Here is a 26159-nt window from a genome sequence, read left to right as displayed (position 1 = left end):
CGGACGCGGTGCAGCGGGTAATGCTGCGCCGCCGATCCGGGACATGTGCGCCTCAGCCCAGCGCCGCGCCGTACTCCGCGTCCGTCACCGGCTCCAGCCAGGTCGAGTAGACGCCGTCCAGTGCTTCCTGCATGGCGATGTGGCACATGCCGTTGGTCGGCGAGGCCCCATGCCAGTGCAGCTCACCCGGCGGAATCCAGACGGTGTCGCCGGGGCGGATTTCCCTGACCGGACCGCCCTTGGTCTGGACGCGGCCGACGCCGGAAATGACGTAGAGCGTCTGTCCGAGCGGATGGTGATGCCAATTGGTGCGCGCCCCCGGCTCGAACGCGACGCGCGAGCAGTTCAGCCGTGCCGGCGCGGGTGCCATGATCACGGGATCCTGCCACACGGTGCCGGTGAAGTTTTCCTTGGGCGCGCGGCGGGTCGGCCGCGTGCCGGCAACAGTGATTTCCATGGAGGTCCTCGCTTCCGTTACTTCTTGCTGGCGGCGTAGCGCGCCTTGGTCTCGGCGTTCATGGGATAGAGACCCGGCAGCACGGCGCCGTTGTTCACCTCGTTGACGATCCAGGCCTCCATCCGCTCCTGCTCGACGCCCTCGTTGAGGACGTGGTCGAGCATCGCCTGCGGGATCAGCACGCAGCCGTCCTGGTCGGCGACCACGATGTCGTTCGGAAAAACGGCAACCCCGCCACAGCCGATCGGCTCGCCCCAGCCGACGAAGGTCAGGCCAGCCACTGAGGGCGGCGCGGCATAGCCGTCGCACCACACCGGAAGATTGGTGCCGAGCACGCCCTCGACGTCACGCACGACGCCGTCAGTGACGAGCGCGGTGACGCCGCGCTTCATCATGCGGGCGCAGAGGATGTCACCGAAGATGCCGGCATCGGTGATGCCCATGGCGTCGACCACGGCGATGCAGCCTTCCGGCATCGCCTCGATCGCGGTGCGGGTCGAAATCGGCGAGGACCAGGATTCCGGCGTCGCCAGATCCTCGCGCGCCGGCACGAAGCGCAGCGTGAAGGCCGGCCCCACCAGACGCGGCAGGCCCGGGCGCAGCGGCCGCGCGCCCCGCATCCACACATTGCGCAGGCCCTTTTTCAGCAGGACCGTGGTGATGGTGGCAGTGGTGATGCCGGCGAGGATCTTGCGGGCTTCGGGGGACAGCGACATGGAAACAGACGAGCTCCGGATGGGCGGGAAAGAACGGGCGCATCTTGCGAGCCGGGCGCTTTGCGTCAAGGGCCAAGAGGCTATCAATAATGCAGGGCCGGTGGGCTGTTATGCGACGCGATAACAAAGCCTTATCGTGGCCTCCTGCATTAATTTATTGGACTTGCGGGCGCATTTACGCGAAGCAGGGGTGAAGCGGAACTTCGAGCCCGCTCCTGCAAAAGCCCGATTTCGACAGCTCTTCGACAGCTCAATGGCCGCGACGCTCCCCCCGCCCCGCCTTCTGCCCAGTGGCGACAGCGCCGTCACGGTCGAGTTCAGCCGCACCATCGACGACGATGCCAACCAGCGCGTGCTGGCCCTGGACAAGGCGCTCGCAGCAAGCCCCATCGATGGCATCACCGAGACGGTGCCGACCTATCGCTCGCTGCTGGTGCATTACGATCCGGGCAAGATCGGTTTCGACGCACTCGGCGAAAAGCTGCTGCCGATCGCCATTCAGCCGCCGCCGCCGGTGACCAAGGCGCGGCGCTGGCGCGTTCCCGTCGCCTATGGCGGCGAGCACGGCATCGACCTCGAGGATGTCGCCAGGGCGCTGAACACCACGCCTGATGACATCGTGGCACGGCATGCGGGCGGCGACTACAAGGTCGCCATGATCGGCTTCACGCCGGGCTGGTCCTATCTCAGCGGCCTCGACAAATCCCTGCACATGTCGCGCCGACAAAATCCGCGGCTGCTCACGCCCGCCGGCACGATCTCGATCGGCGGCGTCCAGGCCGGGATCCAGTGCCTCGCCGCCCCCAGCGGCTGGCATCTGCTCGGCCGCACGCCTGTCAGAACCTATCAGCTCCACCGCGATCCGACCTTCCTCACCGAACCCGGTGACCGCGTCACGTTCTTCCCCATCGACCACAAGACCTTCGAGGAGTTGGACCGCGCTGCGGAAGCCGGCGAGATCGTCGCCGAGCAGGTGGACGCATGAGCCGGCTCGTCGTCGCCAGCATCGGCCCGGCAAGCTCCGTTCAGGACGGCGGACGCCACGGCGCGCAGCGCTATGGCTTGACGGTGAGTGGTGCGATGGATCGGCTGTCGCTGGCGGCGGCGAATACGCTGGTGGGCAACGAGCCGTTCGCGGCCAGCGTCGAGATCGGTCCATTCGGCGCCACGTTCACCGCGCGCGATGGCGCCGTGCGCGTGGCGATTTCAGGCGCGCCGCGCAATGCGGACGTCGCCGGCAACCCGGTCGCGATGGACACATCGGTGACGCTGAAGGACGGCGAGACGCTGACGCTGGGCTTTGCCCGCGGCGGCGCATTTACGTATCTCGCCATCGAAGGCGCCATCAAAGGCGAGATGGTGTTCGGCAGTCTCGCGGTGAATGCCCGCGCCGGCCTCGGCAGCCCCTACCCGCGCCCGCTCCAGGCCGGTGACGAATTTTCGGTCGATGCTGCAAGCGGTGCGGGCGAATTGCGCATCGAACTGCCCAAGCCCATTAGCGGTCCGATCCGCGTCGTGCTGGGTCCGCAGGACGACGAGTTCGACGACGCCAACAAGGCGCTGTTCCTGGGCAGCGAGTGGAAGATCTCGGCGACCTCCGACCGCATGGGCTACCGGCTCGAGGGCCCCGCCATCAAGCATCTGCACGGCCACAACATCGTCTCCGACGGCACCGTCAACGGCAGCATCCAGGTGCCCGGCAACGGCTCGCCAATCGCGCTGATGATGGACCGCGGCACCTCCGGCGGCTATCCCAAGATCGCAACCGTGATCACGGCCGATGTCGGCCGCCTCGCCCAGACCTCGGCGGGAACCGCGTTCCGCTTCAGGGCGGTCAGCATGGCCGAGGCGCAGGACGAGGCGAGGAAGTTTGCGCAACTGATCCGCGACCTGCCCGCCCGTCTGCGCTCTGCCGACAGTGTCGCACTCAACATCGAGGCGCTCAGCGATGCCAACGTCGCGGGCTATGCTGTGAGCGCCATGGATGCCGGAACCTGGCAGGTGACGGCGGAGCCATAAACGACACGACGACCAGAGGCGGAGAGCACCCATGAAGACGATCGATCTCAATTGCGACCTCGGCGAAGGTTTTGGCGCGTGGGAGATGGGCAACGACGCCGCGATGATCGAGCTTGCAAGCTCGGTCAACGTCGCCTGCGGCTTCCATGCCGGCGACCCCGACATCATGCGCCGGACGGTGGAATTGGCGAAGGCGCGCGGCGTCTCGGTCGGCGCCCATCCCGGATATCGCGACCTGCACGGTTTTGGCCGCCATCCGATCGCGGGCCTGAAGGCGTCCGAGATCGAGAACCTCGTCGCCTACCAGATCGGCGCATTGCAGGCGATTGCGACCGCTGCCGGCCACAAGGTCACGCATGTGAAGGCCCATGGCGCGCTCTCCAATGTCGCCTGCGAGGACGACATGACGGCGAAGGCGATCGCCGCCGGCATCAGGGCGGTAGATCCCAGCCTGATCTTCGTCGTGCTCGCCAATTCGAAGCTGGTGAAGGCCGGCGAGGACGCCAATCTGCCGATGGTGCACGAGGTGTTCGCCGACCGCGCCTATGAGGACGACGGCAACCTCGTCTCGCGCAAAAAGCCCGGCGCGGTGCTCCATGATGCCAAGGCCATCGCCGACCGCGTGGTGCGCATGGTGCAGGACGGCGCGGTGGTTTCGGTGACGGGCAAGGTGATCAAGATGCGCACGGACACGGTGTGCATCCACGGCGACACGCACGGCGCCGTCGAGATCGCGCGGACCTTGCGTCAGGCCTTGAAGGATGCGGGGATCGAGGTCGCGCCGTTCAAGCGCGGGTGAAGCAAGACAGGTGCCGTAGTGCCGTAGGGTGGGCAAAGGCGCATAGCGCCGTGCCCACGATGTCTACATGATTGAGGCAGTTGGTGGGCACGCTTCGCTTTGCCCACCCTACGAGAGCTTTAGAACGGATGTACCGACAACGTGCCGAACACGATCGCCGCGATCACGGCAAACGCACTGTAGAGCGCGAAATGATGCATGCTCGCCCCGGTCCGCCGCGAGAGCGAGCGCGCGTAGAAGTGCAGCCTGGCTTCCGCCGATAGTTCGCGCATGGTCGATCTCCAACGCCCCATTTGCGGGATTATGAGGGATCAACCAGGGCGGGAGGCAAGATGCCGGAGGAAATAGCGATGCGCCTCCTCCGAAGCGGCCGCATTGCAGACGTAAATTCTCTCCAGGCGCAGGTTCCGAGAATCTTATTCGTTCAAATCCGAGCCGTTTGGAACCGGCCCGGATGACGGCAGCCTGACGATCGCTTTAGTAGACGTCGGCCTGGAAGCGGCCAGTCTTCTTGAGTTCGGCGACAAAACTGACGGCTTCGTCGGTCGAGCGCGCCCCGAACTGGGCGACGATGTCGACCAGCGCGCGCTCGACGTCTTTGGCCATGCGCTTGGCATCGCCGCAGATGTAGAGATGCGCGCCTTCGGCGAGCCACGTCCACACCTCGCGGCCGACCTCGCGCATGCGGTCCTGCACATAGAACTTCTTCTCGCCGTCGCGCGACCAGGCCAGCGACATGCGCGTCAGCAGACCCGAGGTCTTCATCGCATTGAGCTCCTCCTGGTAGAAGAAGTCGCAATCGCTGCGCTGATGGCCGAAGAACAGCCAGTTCTTGCCGGGCGCGCCGGTCGCCTTGCGGTCGAGCAGGAAAGCGCGGAACGGCGCAATGCCGGTGCCGGGACCGATCATGATCACGGGCGTCTTCGGGTCCTGCGGCAGGCCGAAACCGTGCGCCTTCTGCACATAGACCTTGAGATTCTCGCCTTCACCGATGCGCTCGCCGAGGAAGGTCGAGGCGACGCCGAGGCGCTTGCGCTTGCCGACGACGTAGCGCACGGAATCGACCGTCAGCGACAGCTTTCCGGGCGTCGCATTGTGCGAGGACGAGATCGAATAGAGCCGTGGCTGCAGCGGCTCGAGCGCCTCGACGAAAGCCTCCGGATGCGGCCGCGTGCCCGAGAACTTCTGCAGCGCCGCCATCACGTCGAGCGTGGCGGCATCGCCGTCGGGATCCTCGCCCTGCGCCAGCGCCCGCGCCTTCTCGCGCTGCGCGCCGCCGGTGATGAAGGAGATCAATTCGAACAACGTGTCGGGTGCCGGCGACAGCGAGACGTCGTCGATCAGCACCTCGCGCAACGTCTTGCCGTTGACCTTGGTGGTGTGGGAGGCGCCGAGCAGTGCGATGATCTGGTCGACGAGGCCGACCTCGTTGCGCGCGAACACGCCAAAGCTGTCGCCGACAACGTAGTCGAGCTTGCTCTCGGAGAGATCGAACTCGACGTGATAGGTTTCCTTCTCCGACTTGCCCTTGTTGAGCAGACGGCGCGACAGGAAGGTCGCGGTCACCGGGTTGTCGCGTGAGCGGCCCGGCTCTGCGATCGTCACGGTCACGGCCGGCGCGGTCACCGCATCCGTCTTGTCAGCTGCCTTGTCACCGGTCTTGGCCGCCGGGGCCTTGTCCAGTTCCTCGTACAGCGACTTCAGCATCCGCGCGGTTTCCTTGCCGCCGGGGACGCAGAGATTGAGCCGCGCCTCGCTGCGGCCCGCGATCGCTTCCGAATAGTCGTGGCAATTATAGCCGCACTGGCCGCAATCCTGCTGCGCCATCGCCGCCATCATCTTGCGGCGGACGGGACGGCCCTCCGCAAGCTTCATCCGGTCGGCGATCGGCATGGTCTGGTCGTGCCAGGGCGCCTCGCCGTCGTCACCGTCGCCGGCTGCGCCTTGCATGACGGCGGCGCCCTGCTCCGCCGACAGCGGCGCGGCGACATCAGGCGACAGCAGCCCGGCAAAGAAGCCGTTCAGCCAAGAGCGCTGCGCATCAGAGAACGGTGCGCTGGCGGGAATGATATCGAGTTTCGGCGGAGGCGTAATCTGGTTCATGCGGACACCTGTGCATCGGCAAGCTTGCGCAGCGTCTCGCCGTTATGGCGGCGCGCAAAGGAGAGGAAGGTTTCGTCGGGCGACGAGCGATGGGCGATATAGGCCTTGAGCAGTCCCTCGACCGTCTTCGGCGCGTCCTCGGCCTTGAGGTCGTGATAGACCTCCTGCCCGACGTCCGCGTCGGGGCCGAACCCTCCACCAGTGAAGAGGTGGTAGCCCTCGACCGTGTCGTCCTCGTTCACCGGCACGCGCGCACCGATCAGGCCGATGTCGCTGATGTAATGCTGCGCGCAGGAATGGTGGCAGCCGGTGACGTGGATGTTGACCGGCTTGTCCATGGCGACGCGCGGCTCGCACCAATCACCGATCTCGGCCGCGCTGCGCTTGGTGTTGGACGCCGCGAAACGGCAGCCGGCATTGCCGGTGCAGGCGATCAGGCCGGCACGGATGTGCGAGACCTCGACCGCAAGCCCGATCTGCTTGATCGCCGCAACGGCGAGCGCGACATTCTCGTCGCGCACGCCCGAGATCAAAAGGTTCTGCCAGACGGTCAGGCGGATCTCGCCGTCGCCGAGGTCGCGCGAGACCTTGGCAAGACCGCGCATCTGGTCGCAGGTAAGCTTGCCGAGCGGCAGAGAAACGCCGATCCAGTTGAGGCCGTCCTGTTTCTGCTTGTGTACGCCGACATGCGCCATGCGGTCCGCGGCAGGGCGCGGCTGGAACGCCTCCTCCGGCACGCGCGTGAACGGTGTCTTCAATCGTTCCTCGACGAGCTTGAGAAAGCCGTCATGACCCATGGCGTCGAGCACATATTTCAGCCGCGCCTTGTTGCGGTTGGTGCGGTCGCCATGGTCGATGAACACGCGCACGATGGCATCGGCGACGGCCGTCGCCTGCTCCGGCTTGACGATGATGCCGGAATATTTCGCAAAGTCCTTGTGGCCGGTGATGCCGCCGAGGCCGAGGCGGAACCAGACGCCGGGCTCGATGCCGAAGCCGTCCTTCACCTCATACGCCGTGAAGGCGATGTCGTTGGTCTCCTCGAGCACCGCGATCCTGCCGGCACCGTCGAAGGCGACGTTGAACTTGCGTGGCAAGCCGTAGAGTGAGCGGTCGTTGAGGATGTGGTAGTGCCATTCGCGCGCATAGGGTCGCGTGTCGATGATTTCCTGCGGATCGATGCCGGCCGTCGGCGTTCCCGTCACGTTGCGGATGTTGTCGGCGCCGGAGCCGCGCGAGCACAGGCCGAGGTCCTGGATACCCTCGATCAGCTTCACGGCGTTCTTCGGCGGAATCTCGCGAAGCTGGAGATTGGCGCGCGTCGTGACGTGGCTGTAGGGACCGCAGAGCTCATCGGCGAGATCGGCAAGACCCGACATCTGCCAATGCTTCATGATGCCGTTCGGAATCCGCAGGCGGCTCATGTAGGAGTCCTGCGTCGGCGCGACATAGAAGATGCCGTAATAGCGCCAGCGGAAATTGTCCGCCGGGCTCGGCGGCGTGTTGTCGTGCGCCTGCTGGCGAAGCCGCGGATAAGCATCGAAGGGATGCTCGTCGCGCTTGAACTTCTCCTGATCGGCGAGCTTCTTGCCCGACGCGATCACCTTGTCCTGCGCCTTGATGTGCACGGCATCGGGGCCAACAGGCTCGGCGTTCGCCTTGCCGGCGCCGCCTCCACCGCCGAGACCACGACCGACCCGGCTGATCTGCAAACCGGTCGTAAAACCTTCGAGATAGCGTTTCTGCTCGTCGGTAAAGTCGACTGCGAGCGTATCGATTTTCATGGTCGGTAACGAAGCTCCTGCGGCCACCTGGGTGGCATCGACGGACATTGGCGCGACCCGTGAGGAACTGGGCTGGCCCTTAAGAGCCGGCTTCGTTACCCAACGGTCCGATCAGCTTCGTTGCTGCGGGACTCGGCTCAGCAGGCACCTGTGACAAGCTGGCCGCACTGCAACATTCAAGTTGCGTGCCAGCTTGGCCAAAATGGAAAACAACGCTATTTCAGATGATTAGACGCCTCCCCCGGAAACCCCGGGCGGCGCACTCTCACGAAATTCGGGCAGCCGGATCAAACTTTAGGCAATGAAACTTCTTGCCTAAAAAAGGCGCAGCTCCGAATCAGGCCTTCCAACGCCGGACCTCGAAGGCCTCGAGATGCCCCCGGATGTCGTCGGGATCGAAGACGGGCCCGGCGAACGCCCCGAACGCGGCGCGAGCCTGCTCGGGCGGCCGGCGGCCGAGGGCCGCATCGTAGAGGTCGGGCCTGAACACGGCCATCGCCGTCTTGACGCCCTCCGGACTGAGCGTCGTCTGCCCCCAACGCACCATCTGCGCATAGAGCCAGGCGGCCTGGACCGGATCGGGCCGCCCCGCCTCTTCCCGCCCCACCAGGAGATAGCGGCCGCTTTCGCGCACCTCTCCCTCGGGCGAGATCTTCAGGCGGCCGATGAGCGAGCGCTGGATCACCTCGGCATCGACGCCGATCCGCTCGGGCCGCGCCAGGATCTGCGCCGCCTCGGCCAGGTTCGCTGGGCTCTCGATGAACGCGGCGGCCTTCACCGCCGCGCGCACCAGGCTAGCGACCACGTCCGGATTCTTGTCGGCCCAGACCTGACGAACCGCCAGCACCTTTTCCGCGGCGCGCACCAGGATGTCGGAGACGAAATGCAGGATGTGGCCGATGCCGAGATCGACGGCGATCGAATTCCAGGGCGCGCCGACGCAGAATGCATCGACATGGCCGCTCTTGAGGCTGTCGACCATGTAGGGCGGCGGCAGCACCACGAGGCGCACGTCCTCGTCGGGATCGACGCCGGCCGCCGCCATCCAGAACCGCAGCTGATAATTGTGGGTCGAGAACGGGAAGGTCATGCCGAAAGTCAGCGGCTCGGCACCCGCCTTGCGCCGCTTGGCCACCACTTTCGCCAGCGCTTTCGCCGTAACCATCGGGTCAAAGCGATCGCCGTCGACCTCCTCCATCAGCGCCGCATGAAGCGCCGGCGACACCGTGATGGCATTGCCATTGATGCCGAGATTGAAGGGGGCTGCGATCGGCACCTTGACGTGACCGAGCCCGAGCGAGGACGCAATCGCGACGGGCGCGAGCAGATGCGCGGCGTCGAACAGGCCGATATTGAGCTTGTCGCGGACATTGGACCAGGAGACCTCGCGCACGAGCTCGACCTCGAGCCCTTCGGCGGCGGCAAATCCCTTGTCGACGGCGACGATCAGGGCTGCGGCATCGACCAGCGGGATGAACCCGATGCGGAGGGGAGCAGTCATTTCAGCATCTCCGACGCGGTGATGATCGACTGCGCGATCTCGCCGATTTTCTTCTTCTCGCGCATCGCGGTGGAGCGCAGCAGCACGTAGGCCTCGTCCTCGGTGAGGCCCTTCACCTTCATCAGGATGCCCTTGGCGCGCTCGATGATCTTGCGGTCCTCGAGCTGCGACTTGGTGCGCTCCAGCTCCTCCTGCAGCTTGGCGAAGGCGTTGAAGCGCGACACGCAGAGGTCGAGGATCGGCTTGATGCGCTCCTTCTTCAGCCCGTCTACGATGTAGGCGGATACCCCCGCCTCGACCGAGGCCTGGATCGAGGCTGAATCGCTCTGGTCGACGAACATCGCGATCGGCCGCTTCACGGCGCGGCTGACCTGGAACATCGCCTCCAGCACGTCGCGGCTGGGGTTCTCCAGATCGATCAGGATGATGTCGGGGTCCACCGCATAAATACGGGCGAGCAGGCTCTGCATCTCGCGGATGTGGGCCACTTGCGTGAATCCGGCCTCCCGCAATCCCTCCTCCAGGATCGCAGCCCGGATCGGGCTTTCGTCGACGATCACGATTTTGGGTGACTGTTCGGCGCTCATGGCTCACTCACGGCAGGTGATTCATCCATAGCACGCCGGAACGCCCTGCAAAGGGTTGTAATTGTGGGCAATTGGGACTAGCTCAGGCCGGTCAATCAGGCAGATTTGGATATGGATCAGGCGGCTGCGCCCAAGGTCAGCTTTGTGTCGCTCGGGTGTCCCAAGGCATTGGTGGATTCCGAGCGCATCATCACGCGCTTGCGCGCGGAGGGCTACGAGCTCGCCCGCAAGCATGACGGGGCCGACATCGTCATCGTCAACACCTGCGGCTTCCTCGACAGCGCCAAGCAGGAATCGCTCTCGGCGATCGGCGAGGCCATGGCCGAGAACGGCAAGGTGATCGTGACCGGCTGCATGGGCGCGGAACCCGAGCAGATCGAGCAGGCCTATCCCGGCGTGCTCTCCATCACCGGCCCGCAGCAATACGAGAGCGTGCTCGACGCCGTGCACCGCGCGCTGCCGCCGGCGCACAATCCGCATGTGGACCTGGTGCCGCCGCAGGGCATCAAGCTGACGCCGCGCCACTACGCCTATTTGAAGATCTCCGAGGGCTGCAACAACCGCTGCACCTTCTGCATCATCCCGAAGCTGCGCGGCGACCTCGTCTCGCGCCCGGCCAATGACGTGCTGCGCGAGGCCGAGCGCCTGGTCGGCGCCGGCGTCAAGGAATTGCTGGTGATCTCGCAGGACACCTCGGCCTATGGCGTCGATCTCAAATATGCCGAGAGCCCGTGGAAGGACCGCCAGGTCCGCGCCAAATTCCTCGACCTCGCGCGCGAGCTCGGCGAGCTCGGCGCATGGGTCCGGCTGCAATATGTCTACCCCTACCCGCATGTCGACGAGGTCATCGCACTGATGAACGAGGGCAAGGTGCTGCCCTATCTCGACATCCCGTTCCAGCATGCGAGCCCGGAGGTGCTGAAGGCGATGAAGCGCCCGGCGGCGCAGGACAAGACGCTGGCGCGGATCAAGCGCTGGCGCGAAGAGTGTCCCGATCTCGCTTTGCGCTCGACTTTCATCGTCGGCTTCCCCGGCGAGACCGATGCCGATTTCGCCTATCTGCTCGACTGGCTGGATGAAGCCGAGATCGACCGGCTCGGCTGCTTCAAATACGAGCCGGTTGCCGGCGCGACGTCGAACGCGATCGAGAACCCGGTGCCGGAAGAGGTCAAGCAGGAGCGCTACAACGCGCTGATGGCCCGGCAGCAGAAGATCTCCGCGCGCAGGCTGAAGCGCAAGGTCGGCACGCGCCAGCAGATCATCATCGACGAGGTCGGCCCGACCGTCGCCAAGGGCCGCTCCAAGGCCGATGCGCCGGAGATCGACGGCGCGGTTTATCTGACGAGCCGCCGCCCCTTGCGCGTCGGCGAGATCGTCACCGCGAAGATCGAGCGCGCCGACCAGTACGACCTGCACGGCAGCGTCGCGGGGTTCTGAGGCTCCAAGACGCCGCCAGCCATTGCGGTCCCCAGCGCTCGCGGGCGAGACCGGCGCGCCCAGCCATTCAACTTGCCCGCGTTCAGGCTGCGCGCACTGAACTACGGCGATGCACGATACACCGCGCCGACGTTCGTCAGGTCGCGTTGCCCGACGCCTGCTGTCCGTCCTGCGCGGCGAACACCTCCTTGGCTGCGAACAGCCCGTTCACCGCCGCCGGGAAGCCCGCATAGACGGCCATCTGCATGATGATCTCCACGATCTCGTCGCGAGACAGCCCGACGTTCAGCCCCGCCTCGATATGCACTTTGAGCTGAGGCGCGGCATTTCCGAGCGCCGTCAGCGCGGCGATCGTCGCGATCTCTCGATCGCGCAGGCCGAGATCCGGGCGGCAGTAAATGTCGCCGAAGGGAAACTCGATCACGTAGCGTGCGAAATCCGGAGCGATGTCGGCGAGTGAGGCGACGACCTTTTCGCCGGCCTTGCCGTCAATGCGTGACAGGGCCCGCTGGCCGCGATCGAAGCGGCTTTCGGCATGTGTCGGGGCGTGCCTCATTTTCCTTCGTCCTCTGTTCGTCGCCGGCATAGCCGGCGATCTTGGTATCAAGGACGAGCAGGCATTCCTGGAGTTCGGCAATCTGCGTGCGAACCTGTTCGCGATGGATTTCCAGCATCTGCCGCCGGGCTGGCCCGGTGGCGTCGCCGTCGTCACGAAGCGCCGCATAACGCAACATGTCCCGGATCGGCATTCCCGTGGTCTTGAGCCGACCGATGAATGTGATCCATGTGAGGATCGATGCGTCAAAGTCACGTTGACCGGAGCGATCCCGGTCAGCGTATGGCAGCAGCCCGATGCGCTCATAGTAGCGCAGCGTGTGGGTCGACAAGCCGGTTCGTCTTGCGAGGTCGCCGATCTTCATGTGTGCCCGTTCTCGTACTGACGCACGTACAGATACCCCTTCGAGCGCGCTCTAAGTCAAGAGGGATCGAAGGTGCCCGTCCCCGCGAGGTCAAGCAAGAGTTACAACGCACTGATGGTGCGACAGCAGAAGGTCTCGGCGTGCCGACTGCACGGCAGCGTCGCGGAATTCCGCGACTTCAGGCTTCCGTCAGCCATTTCGGCACCCAGCGCTCAGGCCGGGGTGCGCGGGCGAGATCGGCTTTCGCCTCGGAGAGCAGCGCCGGATCACCGTCAATGGTCGGGCGTAGATCGTACTCGAAATTCGGCATGACGCGGCCGTCGGCATAGAGCCCAAAATTCATCGCGTACCACAGGCCAAGCTCGGGCTGGGCGCGGCGCATCTCCTCGCGCAGGTCGCGCAGCAGGGATTCGACCGAGGCGGCTTCCTCGAACGGCTGTGGTCCGTGCGAAAGCACGCGCGCCTGGTATTGCTTGCCGACGATCGCGATCTCGAATCTCGTCCGGTCCCAGGGCTTCTTGCCCTTGGGTAGATGGGCGGCCAGCCGCCAGCCGAGCTCGGCCATCAGGCGGTGATTGGCCCAGTAATCTTCGCGATCCCGGCTCCATTTTTCCATGAAGCCGCGGAAATCGGGCAGTTCCGACGAATTGTCGTCGGGCGTCGCCGGCTCGCCGAGCGGCCGTCCGGCCAGCCATTGCGCGAGCTCGACCGTCTGCGGCTCGACCTCGTCATGCGGCTTGAGATCGCTCCAGGCATTGTCGAATTGTTGCGACGTCAGTTTGGCGAGCAGGCCGTCGAGGCTCGGCGCCAGCAGCTCGTAGTCGCCCTCCGAGCCCAGTCCCACGATCGGCGGATTGTCGCGGTCGAGACCGGCGCCGTACCAGCCGCCGACGGCCGAGCCGTCCGGCAGCCGCATGAACAGCGAAAACCTGTCCCGCAGGGGACTGCCGTCGGTGATCGGCGCGTGATCCGAGAACTGGCCCTGCAGCGAGAAGCAGCCGACGCTGCCCCAGGGACGCCCCTTGAGCCAGGTGGCAAAGTCGACAAGCAGCGGCGGCGCTTCGATACCCGGCGGAAATGCGCCGCGAATGCTGTCGAGGTCGATGGGATAAGGCGTATCGGACAAGGCTGAAAACTGTCTGGTTGGTCCCGTCCCTCTTGGTCTCGCCCGAGTTGCGTCCGGTTCGAACCAAGTCGCGTCCTTCGATCACAAACGCGCTAGAGGCGCAATGGTTTCGACGCGGTACGCAAATGGAATACGACGAAACATCAGCAATTTGGTTCAAGCTGTCGGCCATCGGCCTCACGATGGCCCTGCTCGCGCTATCCGCCCCCGCTGCGGCGCGATCCCCCTCAGCCGCACAGCTGCGCCAATGGTGCTACGCGGACGACGACGGGAGCCGCGAGGAGCAGCGCGTCGAGGGCTGCTCGGCGGTGCTCAAGGCCAATCCCAACGATGTGCATGCGCTCGCCAATCGCGGCGAAATGCTCCGGCGAAGGGGCGACGCCGCGCGTGCGCTGGTGGACTTCAACCGTGCGATCGAGCTCAATCCTGGACATTCCGACCTCTGGTACAACAGGGGGATTGCCCATGACGATCTCGGCGAGAAAGATCACGCCATTGCCGATTACACACGCGCGATCCGGCTCAACGCCCGCGACCCGCTCTACTACAACAACCGCGGCAACTCCCTCATCGACAAGAACGACTACGAGCGCGCAATCGCCGACTACGATCAGGCCATCAAGCTCGACCCGAAATTCGCGCTGGCCTATTTCAACCGCGGCACCGCTTATCGCAACCACGGCGAGGACGAGCGCGGGCTTGCGGATTTCGATCTGTCGATCAAGTTCGACCCGACCTACGGCCCGGCTTACGGCAACCGCGCACGCCTCTACCGCGATCGCGGCGACCGGGTCCGCGCGCTGGCTGACTTCGCCAAGTCGCTGCAGCTCAGCCCGAACAACGACCGCGATTTCTATGCGCGCGCGAACATGTATTTCGATGCGCACGATCATGCGCTGGCGCTGGAGGATTACGATCGGTCGATCAAGGCCAATGCGAGCTATCCCGGCGCATTCAATTCGCGCTGCATGACGCGCGCGATCCTCGGCCGTCTGCAGGAGGCGCTGGCCGATTGCGATCAGTCGCTGAAGATGGCCCCGAACGATCCCTACACCCTGGACAGCCGCGCCCTCACCTACCTCAAGCTCGGCAATCTCGACGCGGCGATTGCGGACTACGACGCGGCACTGAGCACCAAGCCCGCGTACGACAGCTCGCTCTACGGCCGTGGGCTCGCAAAGCGGAAGAAGGGCGACAACGAAGGCGCCGAGCGCGACATCGCGGCAGCGAAAGCGATCAACGCTGGGATCGTCGATGAGTTCGCACATTACGGCGTCGAGTAAGCCTCTTGGGCAACGAAGATGGACCTGATCGATGCACGCCAGGCGGGTGTTTTGCAAAACGGCCGCTTGACAAGCCCTGCCATTCGGCTGTAGGGACCCGCCCCATGATCAATTCCCGGACCCACCTGCGCACCGAAATGCTCCGTCGTCGCTCCCGCGACGATGAGAGGGTGCGCCATGTCCGACGACGCCGCTGAACCACTGAATTCAGCTGAAGTTTTCGAGAAAGGCCGCACCCGCAAGGTGCGGCCTTTCTGCTTTTTGCGCCCGTTTTCCACCCGCCTCCAGAGGAGTTCGACATGACCACGCAACCGTACGACGCGCTGATGGACATCACCGCACGGCCCAAGGCCGTGTTCGTCCGCGGCGCGGGCTCCTACCTCTGGGACGATGGCCGTAAGCGCTATCTCGATTTCGTGCAGGGCTGGGCCGTGAACTGCCTCGGCCACTCCCCGCCTGCGATCGCCGACGCACTGAGTGCGCAAGCCAGGCGGCTGCTGACGCCGAGCCCGGCTTTCTACAACGAGCCGAGCCTGAAGCTGGCGCAAGCGCTGGTCGCGAACAGCGCCTTCGACCAGGTGTTCTTCGCCAATTCCGGCGCGGAGGCCAACGAGGGCGCGATCAAGCTCGCGCGCAAATATGGCACCCTGCACAAAGGCGGCGCGTTCGAGATCATCAGCTTCGAAGGCGGCTTTCACGGCCGAACGCTGGCGACGATGTCGGCCTCGGGCAAGAAGGCGTTCGAGCCGCTGTTCGAGCCGAAGGTCGCAGGCTTCAAGAAGGCGAAGCTCAACGACATCGCCTCGGTCGAGAGCTTGATCAATGACAACACCGTCGCGGTGATGCTCGAACCGATCCAGGGTGAATCAGGCGTTTGGCCAGCGACCGATCAGTTCCTGCAACAGCTGCGCGCGCTGACCAAAGCCCACGGCTTGCTGCTCATTTTCGACGAGATCCAGACCGGCATGGGCCGGACCGGAAAACTCTTCCACTACGAGCACGCCGGGATCGCGCCCGACATCATGACGCTCGGCAAGGGCATCGGCGGCGGCGTGCCGCTCGCCGCCCTGCTTGCCACCGAGCATACCTCCTGCTTCGAGCACGGCGACCAGGGCGGCACGTTCAACGGCAACCCGATCATGTGCGCGGCGGGGCTCGCCGTGCTCGAGGAGGTCGGCAAGCCGGACTTCCTGAAACAGGTCACCGAGACCGGCCTGCTGCTCGAAAGCGAGCTGCAGAAGGTCTCGGCCCGGCATGGGCTCGGCGGCGTGCGAGGACGCGGGCTGCTGCTCGCGCTCGACCTCAAGCTGCCGATCGCGCCCGGCATCGTCGCGCAAGCGTTCGAAGCCGGCGTGCTCCTCAATGCGCCGCAGCTCGACACGCTGCGCTTCATGCCTGCGCTGAACGTCGCGAAGGCAGAGATCGCCGAGATGATCGATTGTCTCGACGGGATCTTGACCAAGACCGGCGCGGCACGGCGCGTGGCGTAGCACCCGTCGCGTGCCCCGGACGCAACGCAGCGTCTCTTCGACGGTGCACTGCTGAGCCGGGGCCAATCTCTCCGCAGTGCGTGTTGCATCTGGGTCCCGGCTCTGCGCCGCAACGCTTCAGGCGTTGCGGCTGGTCCGGGACACGAGCGCTACGGCTTCAAGATCGAAGCCCCCGTGGTCTTGCGGCTCTCGAGATCGATATGCGCCTTCGCGGCATCCTTCAGCGCGTAGGCGTGGTTGATCGGTACGTGCAGCTTGCCGTTGATGACGGCGGCGAACAGCGTGTCGGCGCCTTCGAGCAGCTCCTTGCGCGTGCCGACGTAGTCGTTGAGCTTCGGCCGCGTCGCAAACAGCGAGCCGTGATTGTTGAGCTCGGCGATCGAGAACGGCGGCACCGGGCCGGAGGCGTTGCCGAAGGAGACGAACATGCCGCGCGGCTTCAGGCACGACAGCGAGCCCGGGAAGGTCGCCTTGCCGACGCCGTCATAGACGACGTCGCAGCCTTCGTTGCGGCTGATCTGCTTGACGCGCGCGACGAAGTCCTCCTCGTTGTAGAGGATGACGTGATCGCAGCCATTGGCCTCGGCGAGCTCGGCCTTCTCGCGCGAGCCGACCGTGCCGATGACGTGGGCCCCGAGCGCCCTCGCCCATTGGCAGGCCAAGAGGCCGATGCCGCCGGCCGCGGCGTGGATCAGCACGCGATGATGCGGCTCGACCTTGAAGGTCTTGTGCAGGAGATACCAGACCGTCAGGCCCTTGAGCATCAGCACGGCCCCCTGCTCGTGGGTGATGTGATCGGGCAGCTTGACCAGCTTCTCCCAGGGAAGGTTGCGCTCGCCGGTATAGGCTCCGAGATTGTGGTAGTAGGCGACGCGATCGCCGGGATGGAAATGCGTCACGCCGGGCCCGACGGCGACGACCTCGCCCGAGGCCTCGTTGCCGGCAATGAAGGGCAGCCCCGGCGCCTTGTAGAGACCGGTGCGGTAATAGACGTCGATGAAGTTCAGGCCGACCGCATGCTGGCGGATGCGCACCTCGCCGGGCCCGGGCGCCGGCACATCGACGCTCTCATAGACCAGGGCTTCGGGGCCTCCGACCTTGTGCACACGGACCGCTTTGGTCATCACCTGACCTCCTCTTCTCAAAGGCCAGCGAAAGACATCGCGCCCGCCTTGTCAACTCGATGTAGCTGGAACGCCTAAACCGACGGCTTGCTGATCTTCCTGCGGTTGCGCTTGGCCAGCACGTTGAAGAATTCGACGGCGGCCGAGAACGCAATTGCAAAATAGATGTAGCCGCGCGGAATGTGGAATTGGAATCCGTCCGCGACCAGCGCGACGCCGATCAGCACCAGGAACGCCAGTGCCAGCATTTTCGTGGTCGGATGCTCCGCGACGAAGCGCGACACCGGGCCCGACGAAATGTACATGATCAGGCAGGCGATCACGACCGCCGCGATCATGATCTCGATATCCTGGGCCATGCCGATCGCGGTGATGATCGAATCCAGCGAGAACACGATGTCGATGACGATGATCTGGATGATCACCCAGAAGAAGGCGCTGCCGCCGGACTTCTGATCGGCCTCGCCGTCATCGGCCTCGACCTCGGCGTGGATCTCGTGCGTCGCCTTCGCGATCAGGAACAGGCCGCCGCCGATCAGGATGAGGTCGCGCCAGGAGAAGTCCGCGCCCTTGAATGAAAAAACCGGCGCGGTCAGGCCGATCAGCCAGACCAGGACGCTGAGCAGGATGATGCGGAAGATCAGCGCGAGAGCGAGTCCGATCTTGCGGGCGCGGTCCGCCTGCTGCTGGGGGATGCGCGAGACGATCACCGACAGGAAGATGACGTTGTCGATGCCGAGCACGATCTCGAGCGCGGTCAGGGTGAGCAGCGCGGCCCAGGCTTCGGGACTGGTCAACAGATGCATCATGCGAACGATCTTACCAGACGTATCAGCGCATCGCTGAAGCTGATCCAGAGCGCGATCGCGCAGAGTGCGATGGTGACGCCGGCGCCGACGCGGAAATCCATCTCCAGCACGTAGAGGCCAAGCAGCGCCCAGATCGCGATCAGCGACATCGTCAGCCAGCGCAGCCGCACGACGCGGACCGGATGCAACACGTGGAACGGCACGAAGGTCAGCACGACGAGCGCGGCCACCAGCAGCGTCGACCACAGCGGCGGCCAATGCAGCAGGAACAGATAGAACGCAGCCGCATTCCACAGTGCCGGGAAGCCGCGGAAATGATTGTCGTCCGCCTTCATGCGCAGATCGGCGAAATATAGTGCGCTGGTGACGATGATGGCGACGCCGAGCAAGGGAGCTGCGACCGGCAGCAGCAGGCCGCTGGCGACGATCGCGTAGGCCGGCACGAAGACATAGGTGACGAAGTCGACCACGAGATCGAGCACGTCGCCAGACCAGTTCGGCTGCACGTTCTTGACGTCGAGCCGGCGCGCGATCGGCCCGTCGATCGCGTCGATGATCAGGGCGACGCCCAGCCATTGAAACATCGCCGCCCAGTGCTCGCGCACGGCCTCCAGCATCGCCAATAGCGCGATCGCCGCGCCGAACGCGGTGAAGATGTGCACCGAGAAGGCCGCGGCGCGGATCGCCGGTTTCGGCTTCAGGGAATCCTGCTGGGTATCCATGGCTTCTGCTATCAGAATGAGGCCGGTTTGCACATCCGCCATTGCGACGCCCGGTCGCACAATCTGTCATAAAATCAGGCACAATCAGCGGGCTTGAATTTGCCGCGGAGCGTGTCATTTGTCGCTCCATGACAGACGCATCGACACTCCATGACGCCGCCGTGATCGGCGGCGGACCGGCCGGACTTGCGGCGGCCATCGCGTTGGCGCAGGCGGGTGCGCGGACCGCGCTGGTGGCGCGGCGCGTTCCCTATGCCGACAATCGCACCACCGCGCTGCTCGGCGCCTCCGTCGAGCTGCTGGAGACGCTTGACGTCTGGTCCCGCTGCAAGGACAAGGCCGCCGCGCTGGAGGTCATGCGCCTCGTCGACGACACCGGCCGGCTGTTCCGCGCGCCGGAGGTCCGGTTCTCCTGTCACGAAATCGCGCTCGACGCCTTCGGCTACAACATCGACAACCGGTCGCTGATGCTGGCTCTGGAAGAGCGTGCGGCTGAGCTGCCCAATCTCATCCGTTTCGACGACGAGGCCGAAACCATCGTCATCGAAGCCGACGACGTCGCGGTCCACACCGCCTCCGCGCAGTTTCTCTCGGCCCGCCTGGTGGTCGGCGCCGACGGCCGACATTCGCTGTGCCGCGAAGCTGCCGGCATCGCGGTGACGCGGCGCGAGCTGACGCAGACGGCGCTGACCTTCAACGTCGGTCACACGCGGCCGCATCGCAACGTCTCGACCGAGTTCCACACACCGCATGGACCCTGCGTGTTCGTGCCCCTGCCCGGCGACCGCTCCAGCATCGTCTGGGTCTCGGCGCCTGCGGAGGCGGAGCGGCTCCGCGGCCTCAGCGATGCCGAGCTGTCGGCCGCGATCGAGAAACAGTCGCATTCGATCCTGGGACGCATGACGGTCGAGCCCGGCCGCAACCTGTTTCCGCTCGCGATCGAACGTCCGAAATCCTTCGGCCGAGACCGCATCGCGCTGGTTGGCGAAGCCGCCCATGTGGTTCCGCCGATCGGCGCCCAGGGCCTCAATCTCGGCCTGCGCGATGCCGCCGATGTTGCCAGGCTCGCGGGCGAGGTCATCGCAGCCGGCCAGGATCCCGGCGCGCCCGACGTGCTCAAACGCTACGACCGCGCGCGGCGTCCGGACGTTTTGAGCCGCACCTTTGCGATCGACATCGCCAACCGCTCGCTGCTCAACGATTTCCTTCCGCTTCAGCCGGTCCGTGCCGTCGGCATGCACCTGCTCGGCGCCATCGGCCCGCTCCGGCGTTTTGCGATGCGCGAAGGCCTGACGCCGACCTGGCGGCGGTAACTTCTCTCACGGAAACACCAGCCGTCCGCTCTGAAGCAGCCACATCACGCTGGTCAGCGTGGCCACGGACGCGAAGGTGCCGAGCAGCACCGCGACGGACGCCGATTCGATCCAGGCATCGTTCTGCCGGGCGATCACGAACACGTTCAGCGCCGGCGGCAGCGAGGCCATCAGCACGGCGGTCGCAGTCCAGGGCTGCGCGAAGGGGCCGAACGCCAGCATCAGGCCGAACGCCGCCAGCGGATGGATCAGGAGCTTGACCGCGATCACGCCCGGCACTTCCCACGGCACCCGGTCGAACGGACGCAGCGCCACGGTCACGCCGAGCACGAACAGCGCGGTCGGCGCGGCGGCGTTCTGGAGGAAGGTGATGGTGCGGTCGAGCGCGACCGGCATCTCGATATGTAGCGCCGCGACCGCGGCGCCAAAGCAGGCCGACATGATCAGCGGGTTGAGCACGATCTGCTTCAGCACGACGCCGAAGGCGTGCACGATCGAGGGATGGTCGCGGTCGGACAGCTCGATCAAGAGCGGCACGATCGTGAACAGGAAGATGCTGTCGCAGCAGAAGATCAGCGCGGTCGGCGCCGCCGCCTTGGTCCCGAGCACGGCGAGCGCCAGGCCGGGCCCCATATAGCCGATATTGCCGTAGCCGCCGGAGAGGCCTGCGAGCGTCGCCTCGCGCAATGTCAGCCGTCCCAAAACCTTGCCCACGACCAGCGCCAGTGTGAACGCGGCGACGGTGGAGAGCGTGGTCGCTATCAGGAACGGCGGGTTGTTCAATTCCGCAAACGGCGTCTTCGACATGATCGCAAACAGCAGCGCCGGCAGCGACACGTAGAGCAGGAAGAAGTTCATCCAGGCGAGACCCGATTCCGGCAGGGACTTGACCTTGCCGCAGGCAAAACCGACGAAGATCAAGCCGAAATAAGGTAGCGCCAGATTGAGGATATCGACCATTGATGAAGTGTTTTCTGAAGACTTGGGGGCTATCTGCCCCCAAAGTGAACGTTAATTCCAGATGAGGCCACTAGCATCGGCCACAATCCTGGTCTATCGACGGGGAATGATTAAAGCGCGGACCGCCAAATTCCAGATCGGACAGGTCGTGCGCCACCGGATCTTCTCGTTCCGGGGCGTGATCTTCGACATCGATCCGGAATTCAACAACACCGAGGAGTGGTGGCTGTCGATCCCCGAGGAGGTGCGGCCCCACAAGGACCAGCCGTTCTACCACCTGCTCGCTGAGAACGCGGAATCGGAATACGTCGCCTATGTCTCGGAGCAGAACCTTCTGCCCGACGATTCCGGCGAGCCGGTCCGGCATTCCCAGGTCGCCGAGATCTTCATCAAGGACAAGGCCGGCGGCTATCGCCCGCGCAACCCGTCGCTGAACTAGGTTTTCACCACCAGCACCCAGCCTGCAAAAAAGGCGCTCGAGATGAGCGCCTTCTTCGTATCTGGACGTCGTGCGCCCGATTACTTCTGACCGGTCGGAGCCGCGCCCGGGGCAGCACCGCTCTGTTCGAGCTTCTTGCGCTGCTCATCAGCCTTCTTCTGAAGCTCTTCCTGGAGCTTCTTCTGATTTTCCTCGAACACCTTCGGATCGGTCGGCGGACCGTCATAGGCCTTCTGGAATTCGCCGGCGAGCGGCAGCGGCAGTGTCAGCGGCGCGCCGTTGGCATTGATCGCCTGGACAACGAGATTCTGGCCCTTCTTCATGCTGTTGATGAGCTCGGGCGTCGCCTCGTAATCGGACATGCAGCCGTTCTGGAAGCAGATCACATAGGGCTGCTGCAGCGGCGCGTTGCTGTCGACGATGATGCGGGTGCCGTGCACGAGTTGCATGCCGAGCGGCAGCGTCACGCGCAGGATCTTCTTGGGCTCGCCTTCCGGCTCGATGATCACGGCGGCGATGACCGGCTGGCCCGATTCGATGCGGCCGTCCTTGCCGGTGAAGCAGACCTGCTTGGCGTTGGCGTCCTGGCCCTTCAGGCAGAACTTGGTCCAGGGGGCGTAGATCAGCTGGATCTGCTGATCGGCCGGCTGGGCCGCGCCCTGCTGCGCCGGAGCGCCTGCAGCGGGAGCCTGCTGCGCGGGGGCCTGAGCAGCCGGTGCCGGAGCCTTCGGGGCGGCCTTGGGAGCCGCTTTCGGGGCCGGAGCCGCCTTGGGCGCACCCGGGGCCGGGGCCGGCGCCGGGGTCTGGGCCTCGGCGGCAAACGGAACGGCCAACGCCGTCGCCGTCAACAGGGCGAGAAGTCGCCCACGCGGCCGGACGGACGCGGCCAAGTAACGGAAATTCATTGCGGAAAACCCTTTCTGAACGGGAAGCGCCCGAACCGCTCCGAAGCGCCGAACCAAGCCGCCTTGGGCGCGGCTCTCTTCCCGTCAATTGAGGCAGATAAGTGACGGGCTCGGCGCTCTTGCGCGATTGCCCGCCTTCTTAACGTGGCCGACGAAAAGATCAATGCCGACAACCGTCTTTGGCCACATCCGCGGCTGCGCCCGGTGAAATTCCCTGTGATAGGATTCGAGGCTAGCCGGTCCTCGAATCAACGTGTGCCGATGTTCAAGTTCCAGCGCCTTTTCGAGGGCCCCGGTCTCCGCCTTTGCGTCCTTGCCTCTATGCTCGCGGGTGGGCTGTGCGCTGGCAGCGCGCGGGGCGAGGAAGCCCACGCCATCGCCATGCACGGCAAGCCGGCCATGCCGGCCGATTTCACCCACATGCCCTACGCCAATCCCGATGCCCCCAAGGGCGGCCGCTTGACCTGGGGTGTTCTGGGCACCTTCGACAGCCTCAATCCCTTCATCGTGAGGGGATTAGCCGTGCAGCAGATGCGGGGCTACGTGGTCGAGAGCCTGCTCGCGCGCGGCAATGACGAGGCATTCACGCTCTATGGCCTGCTCGCCAGGAGCGTCGAAACCGACGACGAGCGGAGCTTCGTCACGTTCCGTCTCGATCCGCGCGCCCGTTTTTCCGACGGCAAGCAGGTCATGGCCGAAGACGTGCTGTTCTCCTGGCAGCTCCTGCGCGACCGCGGTCGTCCGAACCTTCGGCAATACTATGCCAAGGTTGCCAAGGCCGAGGCGCCCGATCCCCTCACCGTCCGCTTCGACCTCGCGGGCGCCAACGACCGCGAGCTGCCGCTGATCCTCGGCCTGATGCCGATCCTGTCGAAGCAAGCCGTCGACGTCGCGACCTTCGAGGAGACGACGCTGGCGAGCCCGATTGGCTCAGGCCCCTATCGCGTCACGGCGGTGAAGCCCGGGGCCAGCGTGACGCTCACCCGCAATCCCGATTATTGGGGCCGCGACCTGCCCATCAACCGCGGGCTCTACAATTTCGACGAGATCCGGCTCGACTATTTTCGCGAGGCCAACGGCCAGTTCGAAGCCTTCAAGCGCGGCCTCTATGATTTCCGCGTCGAGCACGAGCCGCTGCGCTGGCACGACGGCTACGATTTTCCAGCCGCCAAAAGCGGCGAGGTGATCCGCGACAGCGTCAAGCCGGGCCTGCCGCAACCCTCCGAATTCCTGGTGTTCAACACCCGCCGTCCAATCTTCGCCGACATCCGCGTCCGCCAGGCGCTGACGCTTCTGTTCGATTTCGAGCTGGTCAACCGCAATTACTTTTTCGGGCTTTATTCGCGCGTTGCCGGCTATTTCGCCGGCTCCGACCTGTCGGCCTATGGCCGGCCCGCGGACGCGCGCGAGCGCGAGCTGCTCAAACCCTTCGCCGCGCAAATTCGGCCCGATGTCATGGACGGCAGCTACCGTCTGCCGGTGACTGACGGATCGGGACGCGACCGCACCACGCTGCGCGCCGCGCTGAAGCTGTTGTCGGACGCCGGCTATGAGCTCGACGGCACCGTGCTGCGCAATCGCAAGACCAAGGCGCCCCTCAACTTCGAGATCCTGGTCACGACCCGCGACCAGGAACGCATCGCGCTCGCCTTCCAGCGCGACCTCAAGCGCGCCGGCATCGAGCCGAGCGTGCGAACGGTCGACCCCGTGCAGTTCGATCAACGCCGGCTCGCTTACGAATTCGACATGATCCAGAACCGCTGGGACCAGTCGCTGTCACCCGGCAACGAGCAATATTTCTACTGGGGCAGCGCTGGCGCGGACAATCCGGGGACCCGCAACTACATGGGCGCCAGGGATCCGGCGATCGATGCCATGATCGCCGCCCTGCTCGAGGCCCGGGAACATACGGATTTCGTCTCGTCGGTGCGGGCGCTCGACCGCGCTCTGATCGCGGGCTTCTACACAATCCCCCTGTTTAACGTATCCGAGCAATGGATCGCGCGCTGGAATCGGATAGAACGGCCCAAGGCCACCTCGCTCTCAGGCTATTTGCCGGAGACCTGGTGGTCGAAGGGGCAGCCGCAAGCTCATCAAGCAAAGTGACGCCGTGAACCAGCCAGCCGTATCGCCGACGCTCGACACGTTGTTTCAGCGCACGCTGATCCGGCAGCCGCACGCGCCCGCCCTGCTTGATCCCCTCAACAAGGCCCGCGTGACCGGGCACCAGCCGCGGCGGATGACCTATGCCGAAGCCGACACGGCCATCGAGGCGCTGTCGGCTTATTTCGTCGAATCAGGCCTGCCGGCCAATTCCGTCATCGCGATCCAATTGCCTGCCACGGTCGAGTTCGTGCTCACCGTGCTCGCCGCCCATCGCGCCGGCCTCGTCGTCGCGGTGCTGCCGCTGCTGTGGCGGCACGCGGAACTGACCGCCGCGCTGAACCGCACCGCGGCGCGCGCCATCGTCACCATGAGCACGGTCGACGGCGTCAGCTATGCCGATCTGGCGATGCATGCGGCCGCGGAAGCCTTCTCGATCCGTCACGTCTGCGGCTTCGGCACCGATCTACCGGAAGGCATGGCTTCGCTTGACGAGGTGCTGGCCCGCCCGCCCGGCACCACGCGCGCCGTGATTCAGGACGGCCGCAAGGCGGCGATGATCTCCTTCGACGTCACGGCCGAAGGCTTTCGCCCGGTGCCGCGGCCGCATTTCAGCCTGATCGCCGGCGGGCTTGCGATGTCGCTGGAAGCCGACATCAGGCAGGGCGCGACCGTGATGGCGGCGTTCACGCCGATGTCGTTCGCAGGGCTCGCCTCCTCGCTCGCGGTGTGGCTGCTCTCCGGCGGCGCGCTGGCGCTGCATCATCCGTTCGAGAACGAGGTGCTGGAGCAGCAGATCAACGAGCATGAATGCGAGGTGCTGATCGCGCCGGCGCAGCTCGCGCTGCGTCTTGGCGATGCCGACCTGGCGGCGCGGATGCCGACCTTGCGCAATGTCATCGGCCTGTGGCGCGCGCCCGAGCAGGTGGCGGCGAGCGATGCCTGGATCGCGCCCCATGCCCCGCTGACCGACGTCTACCTGTTCGGCGAGGCCGGGCTGTTCGGCGCCCGCCGCGGCGAGGACGGTATGCCCGTTGCGGTGATGCCCGGGCCGCACGGCGCCCCGCGCGAGCAATCCGGCTCGTCCATTGCGGGCGAGATCCTGCTGACGCCGAAGGGCACGCTCGGCCTCCGCGGCGCGATGGTGCCGATCGCGGCCTATGCCCCGCCGCAGCCGGTCGGCGACACGCTGATCGCGCAGCCGCCGCGCGATTATGTCGACACCGGCTACGCCGCCCGGCTCGACCGTCCGAGCGGCGCGATCTGCATCACCGCGCCCCCCTCCGGCATCATGGCCGTCGGCGGCTACCGCTTCCTCTCCAACGACCTCCAGGAATGGGCTCGCCGGCTCGGCCAGGGCGCCTTGCTCACCGCGCTGCCCGACCGGCTTTCCGGCCACCGGCTGGCCGGACGCGCCCAGGACAATACCCGGGCCCGCGAAGCGCTCAGCGAGCTCGGGCTTAACCCCCTGATGGTCGAAGCTTTTCGCGACCGTTCCGGCCCCGGCTAGGCGCGGTTTCGCCTGGTACGTTGACGCTGCATTAAGGCGGCCAAACTAGATT

General features: G+C 65.4%; 26 protein-coding genes. 10 read left to right on the top strand and 16 right to left on the bottom strand.

Translation table 11 applies throughout. The features are described from left to right. Nucleotides 1–52 precede the first annotated feature (52 nt). Both XI04_RS18205 and XI04_RS18200 read right to left on the bottom strand, forming a co-directional pair. Complete coding sequence (locus tag XI04_RS18205) at nt 53–457, bottom strand: (R)-mandelonitrile lyase (RefSeq protein ID WP_028144578.1); 405 nt, start codon at nt 455–457, stop codon at nt 53–55. A gap of 17 nt (nt 458–474) precedes the next feature. Continuing rightward, complete coding sequence (locus XI04_RS18200; RefSeq protein WP_028144577.1) at nt 475–1173, bottom strand: ribonuclease activity regulator RraA; 699 nt, start codon at nt 1171–1173, stop codon at nt 475–477. A 253-nt stretch (nt 1174–1426) separates the two neighbouring features. Between XI04_RS18200 and pxpB the strand changes: the two genes are divergently transcribed. The 3 genes from pxpB to XI04_RS18185 are packed head-to-tail and all read left to right on the top strand — an operon-like array spanning nt 1427 to nt 3991. Beyond that, on the top strand, nt 1427–2158 hold the full coding sequence (gene pxpB / locus XI04_RS18195; protein WP_038970362.1) for a 5-oxoprolinase subunit PxpB: 732 nt from the start codon (nt 1427–1429) through the stop codon (nt 2156–2158). Further along, nucleotides 2155–3192, top strand: a complete 1038-nt coding sequence (locus XI04_RS18190) for a biotin-dependent carboxyltransferase family protein (protein ID WP_271610125.1) — start codon at nt 2155–2157, stop codon at nt 3190–3192. The genes pxpB and XI04_RS18190 overlap by 4 nt, the downstream gene beginning before the upstream one ends. Before the next feature lie 31 nt (nt 3193–3223). Then, nucleotides 3224–3991, top strand: coding sequence for a LamB/YcsF family protein (locus XI04_RS18185; RefSeq protein WP_038970364.1), 768 nt, complete (start codon nt 3224–3226; stop codon nt 3989–3991). Nucleotides 3992–4110: 119 nt separating this feature from the next. Here the strand turns inward: XI04_RS18185 and XI04_RS18180 are convergent, their stop codons facing one another. The 5 genes from XI04_RS18180 to XI04_RS18160 all read right to left on the bottom strand — a co-directional run bounded on the left by XI04_RS18180 (nt 4111) and on the right by XI04_RS18160 (nt 9966). Next, the gene (locus XI04_RS18180; protein ID WP_173015837.1) at nt 4111–4263 is read right to left on the bottom strand and encodes a hypothetical protein; all 153 of its coding nucleotides are present in this window, start codon (nt 4261–4263) and stop codon (nt 4111–4113) included. A 205-nt stretch (nt 4264–4468) separates the two neighbouring features. Then, nucleotides 4469–6094, bottom strand: coding sequence for a sulfite reductase subunit alpha (locus tag XI04_RS18175; protein WP_038949089.1), 1626 nt, complete (start codon nt 6092–6094; stop codon nt 4469–4471). Next, nucleotides 6091–7878 (bottom strand): NirA family protein, encoded by a 1788-nt coding sequence (locus XI04_RS18170; protein ID WP_161966445.1) that lies wholly within the window; start codon nt 7876–7878, stop codon nt 6091–6093. The genes XI04_RS18175 and XI04_RS18170 overlap by 4 nt, the downstream gene beginning before the upstream one ends. 337 nt (nt 7879–8215) lie before the next feature. Continuing rightward, the gene (locus tag XI04_RS18165) at nt 8216–9379 is read right to left on the bottom strand and encodes a CmpA/NrtA family ABC transporter substrate-binding protein (RefSeq protein ID WP_271610124.1); all 1164 of its coding nucleotides are present in this window, start codon (nt 9377–9379) and stop codon (nt 8216–8218) included. Then, nucleotides 9376–9966 carry an ANTAR domain-containing response regulator gene (locus tag XI04_RS18160; protein WP_027542860.1) on the bottom strand — a complete coding sequence of 197 codons (591 nt, stop codon included), beginning with the start codon at nt 9964–9966 and terminating at the stop codon, nt 9376–9378. Before XI04_RS18160 ends, XI04_RS18165 begins: the two co-directional genes overlap by 4 nt. 111 nt (nt 9967–10077) lie before the next feature. Between XI04_RS18160 and rimO the strand changes: the two genes are divergently transcribed. Continuing rightward, on the top strand, nt 10078–11403 hold the full coding sequence (rimO, locus tag XI04_RS18155) for a 30S ribosomal protein S12 methylthiotransferase RimO (RefSeq protein ID WP_028144570.1): 1326 nt from the start codon (nt 10078–10080) through the stop codon (nt 11401–11403). Nucleotides 11404–11539: 136 nt separating this feature from the next. Here rimO and XI04_RS18150 read toward each other — a convergent pair whose 3' ends face one another. The 3 genes from XI04_RS18150 to XI04_RS18140 all read right to left on the bottom strand — a co-directional run bounded on the left by XI04_RS18150 (nt 11540) and on the right by XI04_RS18140 (nt 13449). Then, nucleotides 11540–11959, bottom strand: coding sequence for a carboxymuconolactone decarboxylase family protein (locus XI04_RS18150; RefSeq protein ID WP_271610123.1), 420 nt, complete (start codon nt 11957–11959; stop codon nt 11540–11542). After that, complete coding sequence (locus tag XI04_RS18145; RefSeq protein ID WP_271610122.1) at nt 11892–12323, bottom strand: MerR family transcriptional regulator; 432 nt, start codon at nt 12321–12323, stop codon at nt 11892–11894. Before XI04_RS18145 ends, XI04_RS18150 begins: the two co-directional genes overlap by 68 nt. Before the next feature lie 178 nt (nt 12324–12501). Then, complete coding sequence (locus XI04_RS18140; protein WP_028144567.1) at nt 12502–13449, bottom strand: hypothetical protein; 948 nt, start codon at nt 13447–13449, stop codon at nt 12502–12504. A gap of 125 nt (nt 13450–13574) precedes the next feature. Here XI04_RS18140 and XI04_RS18135 point away from each other — a divergent pair, with 125 nt between their 5' ends. Then, the gene (locus tag XI04_RS18135) at nt 13575–14732 is read left to right on the top strand and encodes a tetratricopeptide repeat protein (RefSeq protein ID WP_038949092.1); all 1158 of its coding nucleotides are present in this window, start codon (nt 13575–13577) and stop codon (nt 14730–14732) included. Between the two features lie 299 nt (nt 14733–15031). Further along, on the top strand, nt 15032–16222 hold the full coding sequence (locus XI04_RS18130; RefSeq protein ID WP_271610121.1) for an acetylornithine transaminase: 1191 nt from the start codon (nt 15032–15034) through the stop codon (nt 16220–16222). Nucleotides 16223–16371: 149 nt separating this feature from the next. Here the strand turns inward: XI04_RS18130 and XI04_RS18125 are convergent, their stop codons facing one another. The 3 genes from XI04_RS18125 to pcsA all read right to left on the bottom strand — a co-directional run bounded on the left by XI04_RS18125 (nt 16372) and on the right by pcsA (nt 18919). Then, nucleotides 16372–17346, bottom strand: a complete 975-nt coding sequence (locus tag XI04_RS18125) for a quinone oxidoreductase family protein (protein ID WP_028144564.1) — start codon at nt 17344–17346, stop codon at nt 16372–16374. Between the two features lie 74 nt (nt 17347–17420). After that, complete coding sequence (locus tag XI04_RS18120; RefSeq protein ID WP_028144563.1) at nt 17421–18155, bottom strand: TerC family protein; 735 nt, start codon at nt 18153–18155, stop codon at nt 17421–17423. Then, entirely contained in the window at nt 18152–18919 is a 768-nt protein-coding gene (gene pcsA / locus XI04_RS18115) for a phosphatidylcholine synthase (RefSeq protein WP_028144562.1), read from the bottom strand. The genes XI04_RS18120 and pcsA overlap by 4 nt, the downstream gene beginning before the upstream one ends. An 86-nt stretch (nt 18920–19005) precedes the next feature. On the opposite strand from pcsA, the gene XI04_RS18110 reads away from it, so the two are divergent. Beyond that, nucleotides 19006–20190, top strand: coding sequence for a UbiH/UbiF family hydroxylase (locus XI04_RS18110; protein ID WP_095424126.1), 1185 nt, complete (start codon nt 19006–19008; stop codon nt 20188–20190). A 6-nt stretch (nt 20191–20196) separates the two neighbouring features. On the opposite strand, the gene XI04_RS18105 is transcribed toward XI04_RS18110, so the two are convergent. Next, on the bottom strand, nt 20197–21150 hold the full coding sequence (locus XI04_RS18105) for an AEC family transporter (RefSeq protein WP_271610120.1): 954 nt from the start codon (nt 21148–21150) through the stop codon (nt 20197–20199). Nucleotides 21151–21256: 106 nt separating this feature from the next. Here XI04_RS18105 and hspQ point away from each other — a divergent pair, with 106 nt between their 5' ends. Next, the gene (hspQ, locus tag XI04_RS18100) at nt 21257–21589 is read left to right on the top strand and encodes a heat shock protein HspQ (protein WP_008564941.1); all 333 of its coding nucleotides are present in this window, start codon (nt 21257–21259) and stop codon (nt 21587–21589) included. Between the two features lie 80 nt (nt 21590–21669). Here hspQ and XI04_RS18095 read toward each other — a convergent pair whose 3' ends face one another. After that, nucleotides 21670–22494: an invasion associated locus B family protein gene (locus XI04_RS18095; RefSeq protein WP_038970376.1), complete on the bottom strand. Its 825-nt coding sequence runs from the start codon at nt 22492–22494 to the stop codon at nt 21670–21672. 84 nt (nt 22495–22578) lie between these two features. After that, complete coding sequence (locus XI04_RS18090; RefSeq protein WP_271596257.1) at nt 22579–22914, bottom strand: hypothetical protein; 336 nt, start codon at nt 22912–22914, stop codon at nt 22579–22581. Here XI04_RS18090 and XI04_RS18085 point away from each other — a divergent pair. After that, complete coding sequence (locus tag XI04_RS18085; RefSeq protein WP_271610119.1) at nt 22816–24600, top strand: extracellular solute-binding protein; 1785 nt, start codon at nt 22816–22818, stop codon at nt 24598–24600. The genes XI04_RS18090 and XI04_RS18085 overlap by 99 nt on opposite strands. A 4-nt stretch (nt 24601–24604) precedes the next feature. Beyond that, nucleotides 24605–26107: a class I adenylate-forming enzyme family protein gene (locus XI04_RS18080; RefSeq protein WP_028144557.1), complete on the top strand. Its 1503-nt coding sequence runs from the start codon at nt 24605–24607 to the stop codon at nt 26105–26107. Nucleotides 26108–26159: the final 52 nt, after the last annotated feature.

The sequence above is a fragment of the Bradyrhizobium sp. CCBAU 11430 genome, assembly GCF_028128855.1.
GTDB classification, from domain to species: Bacteria; Pseudomonadota; Alphaproteobacteria; order Rhizobiales; family Xanthobacteraceae; genus Bradyrhizobium; species Bradyrhizobium ottawaense.
Note: the sequence above shows the minus strand (reverse complement) of the source record. Positions and strands in the feature narration are given on the sequence as shown.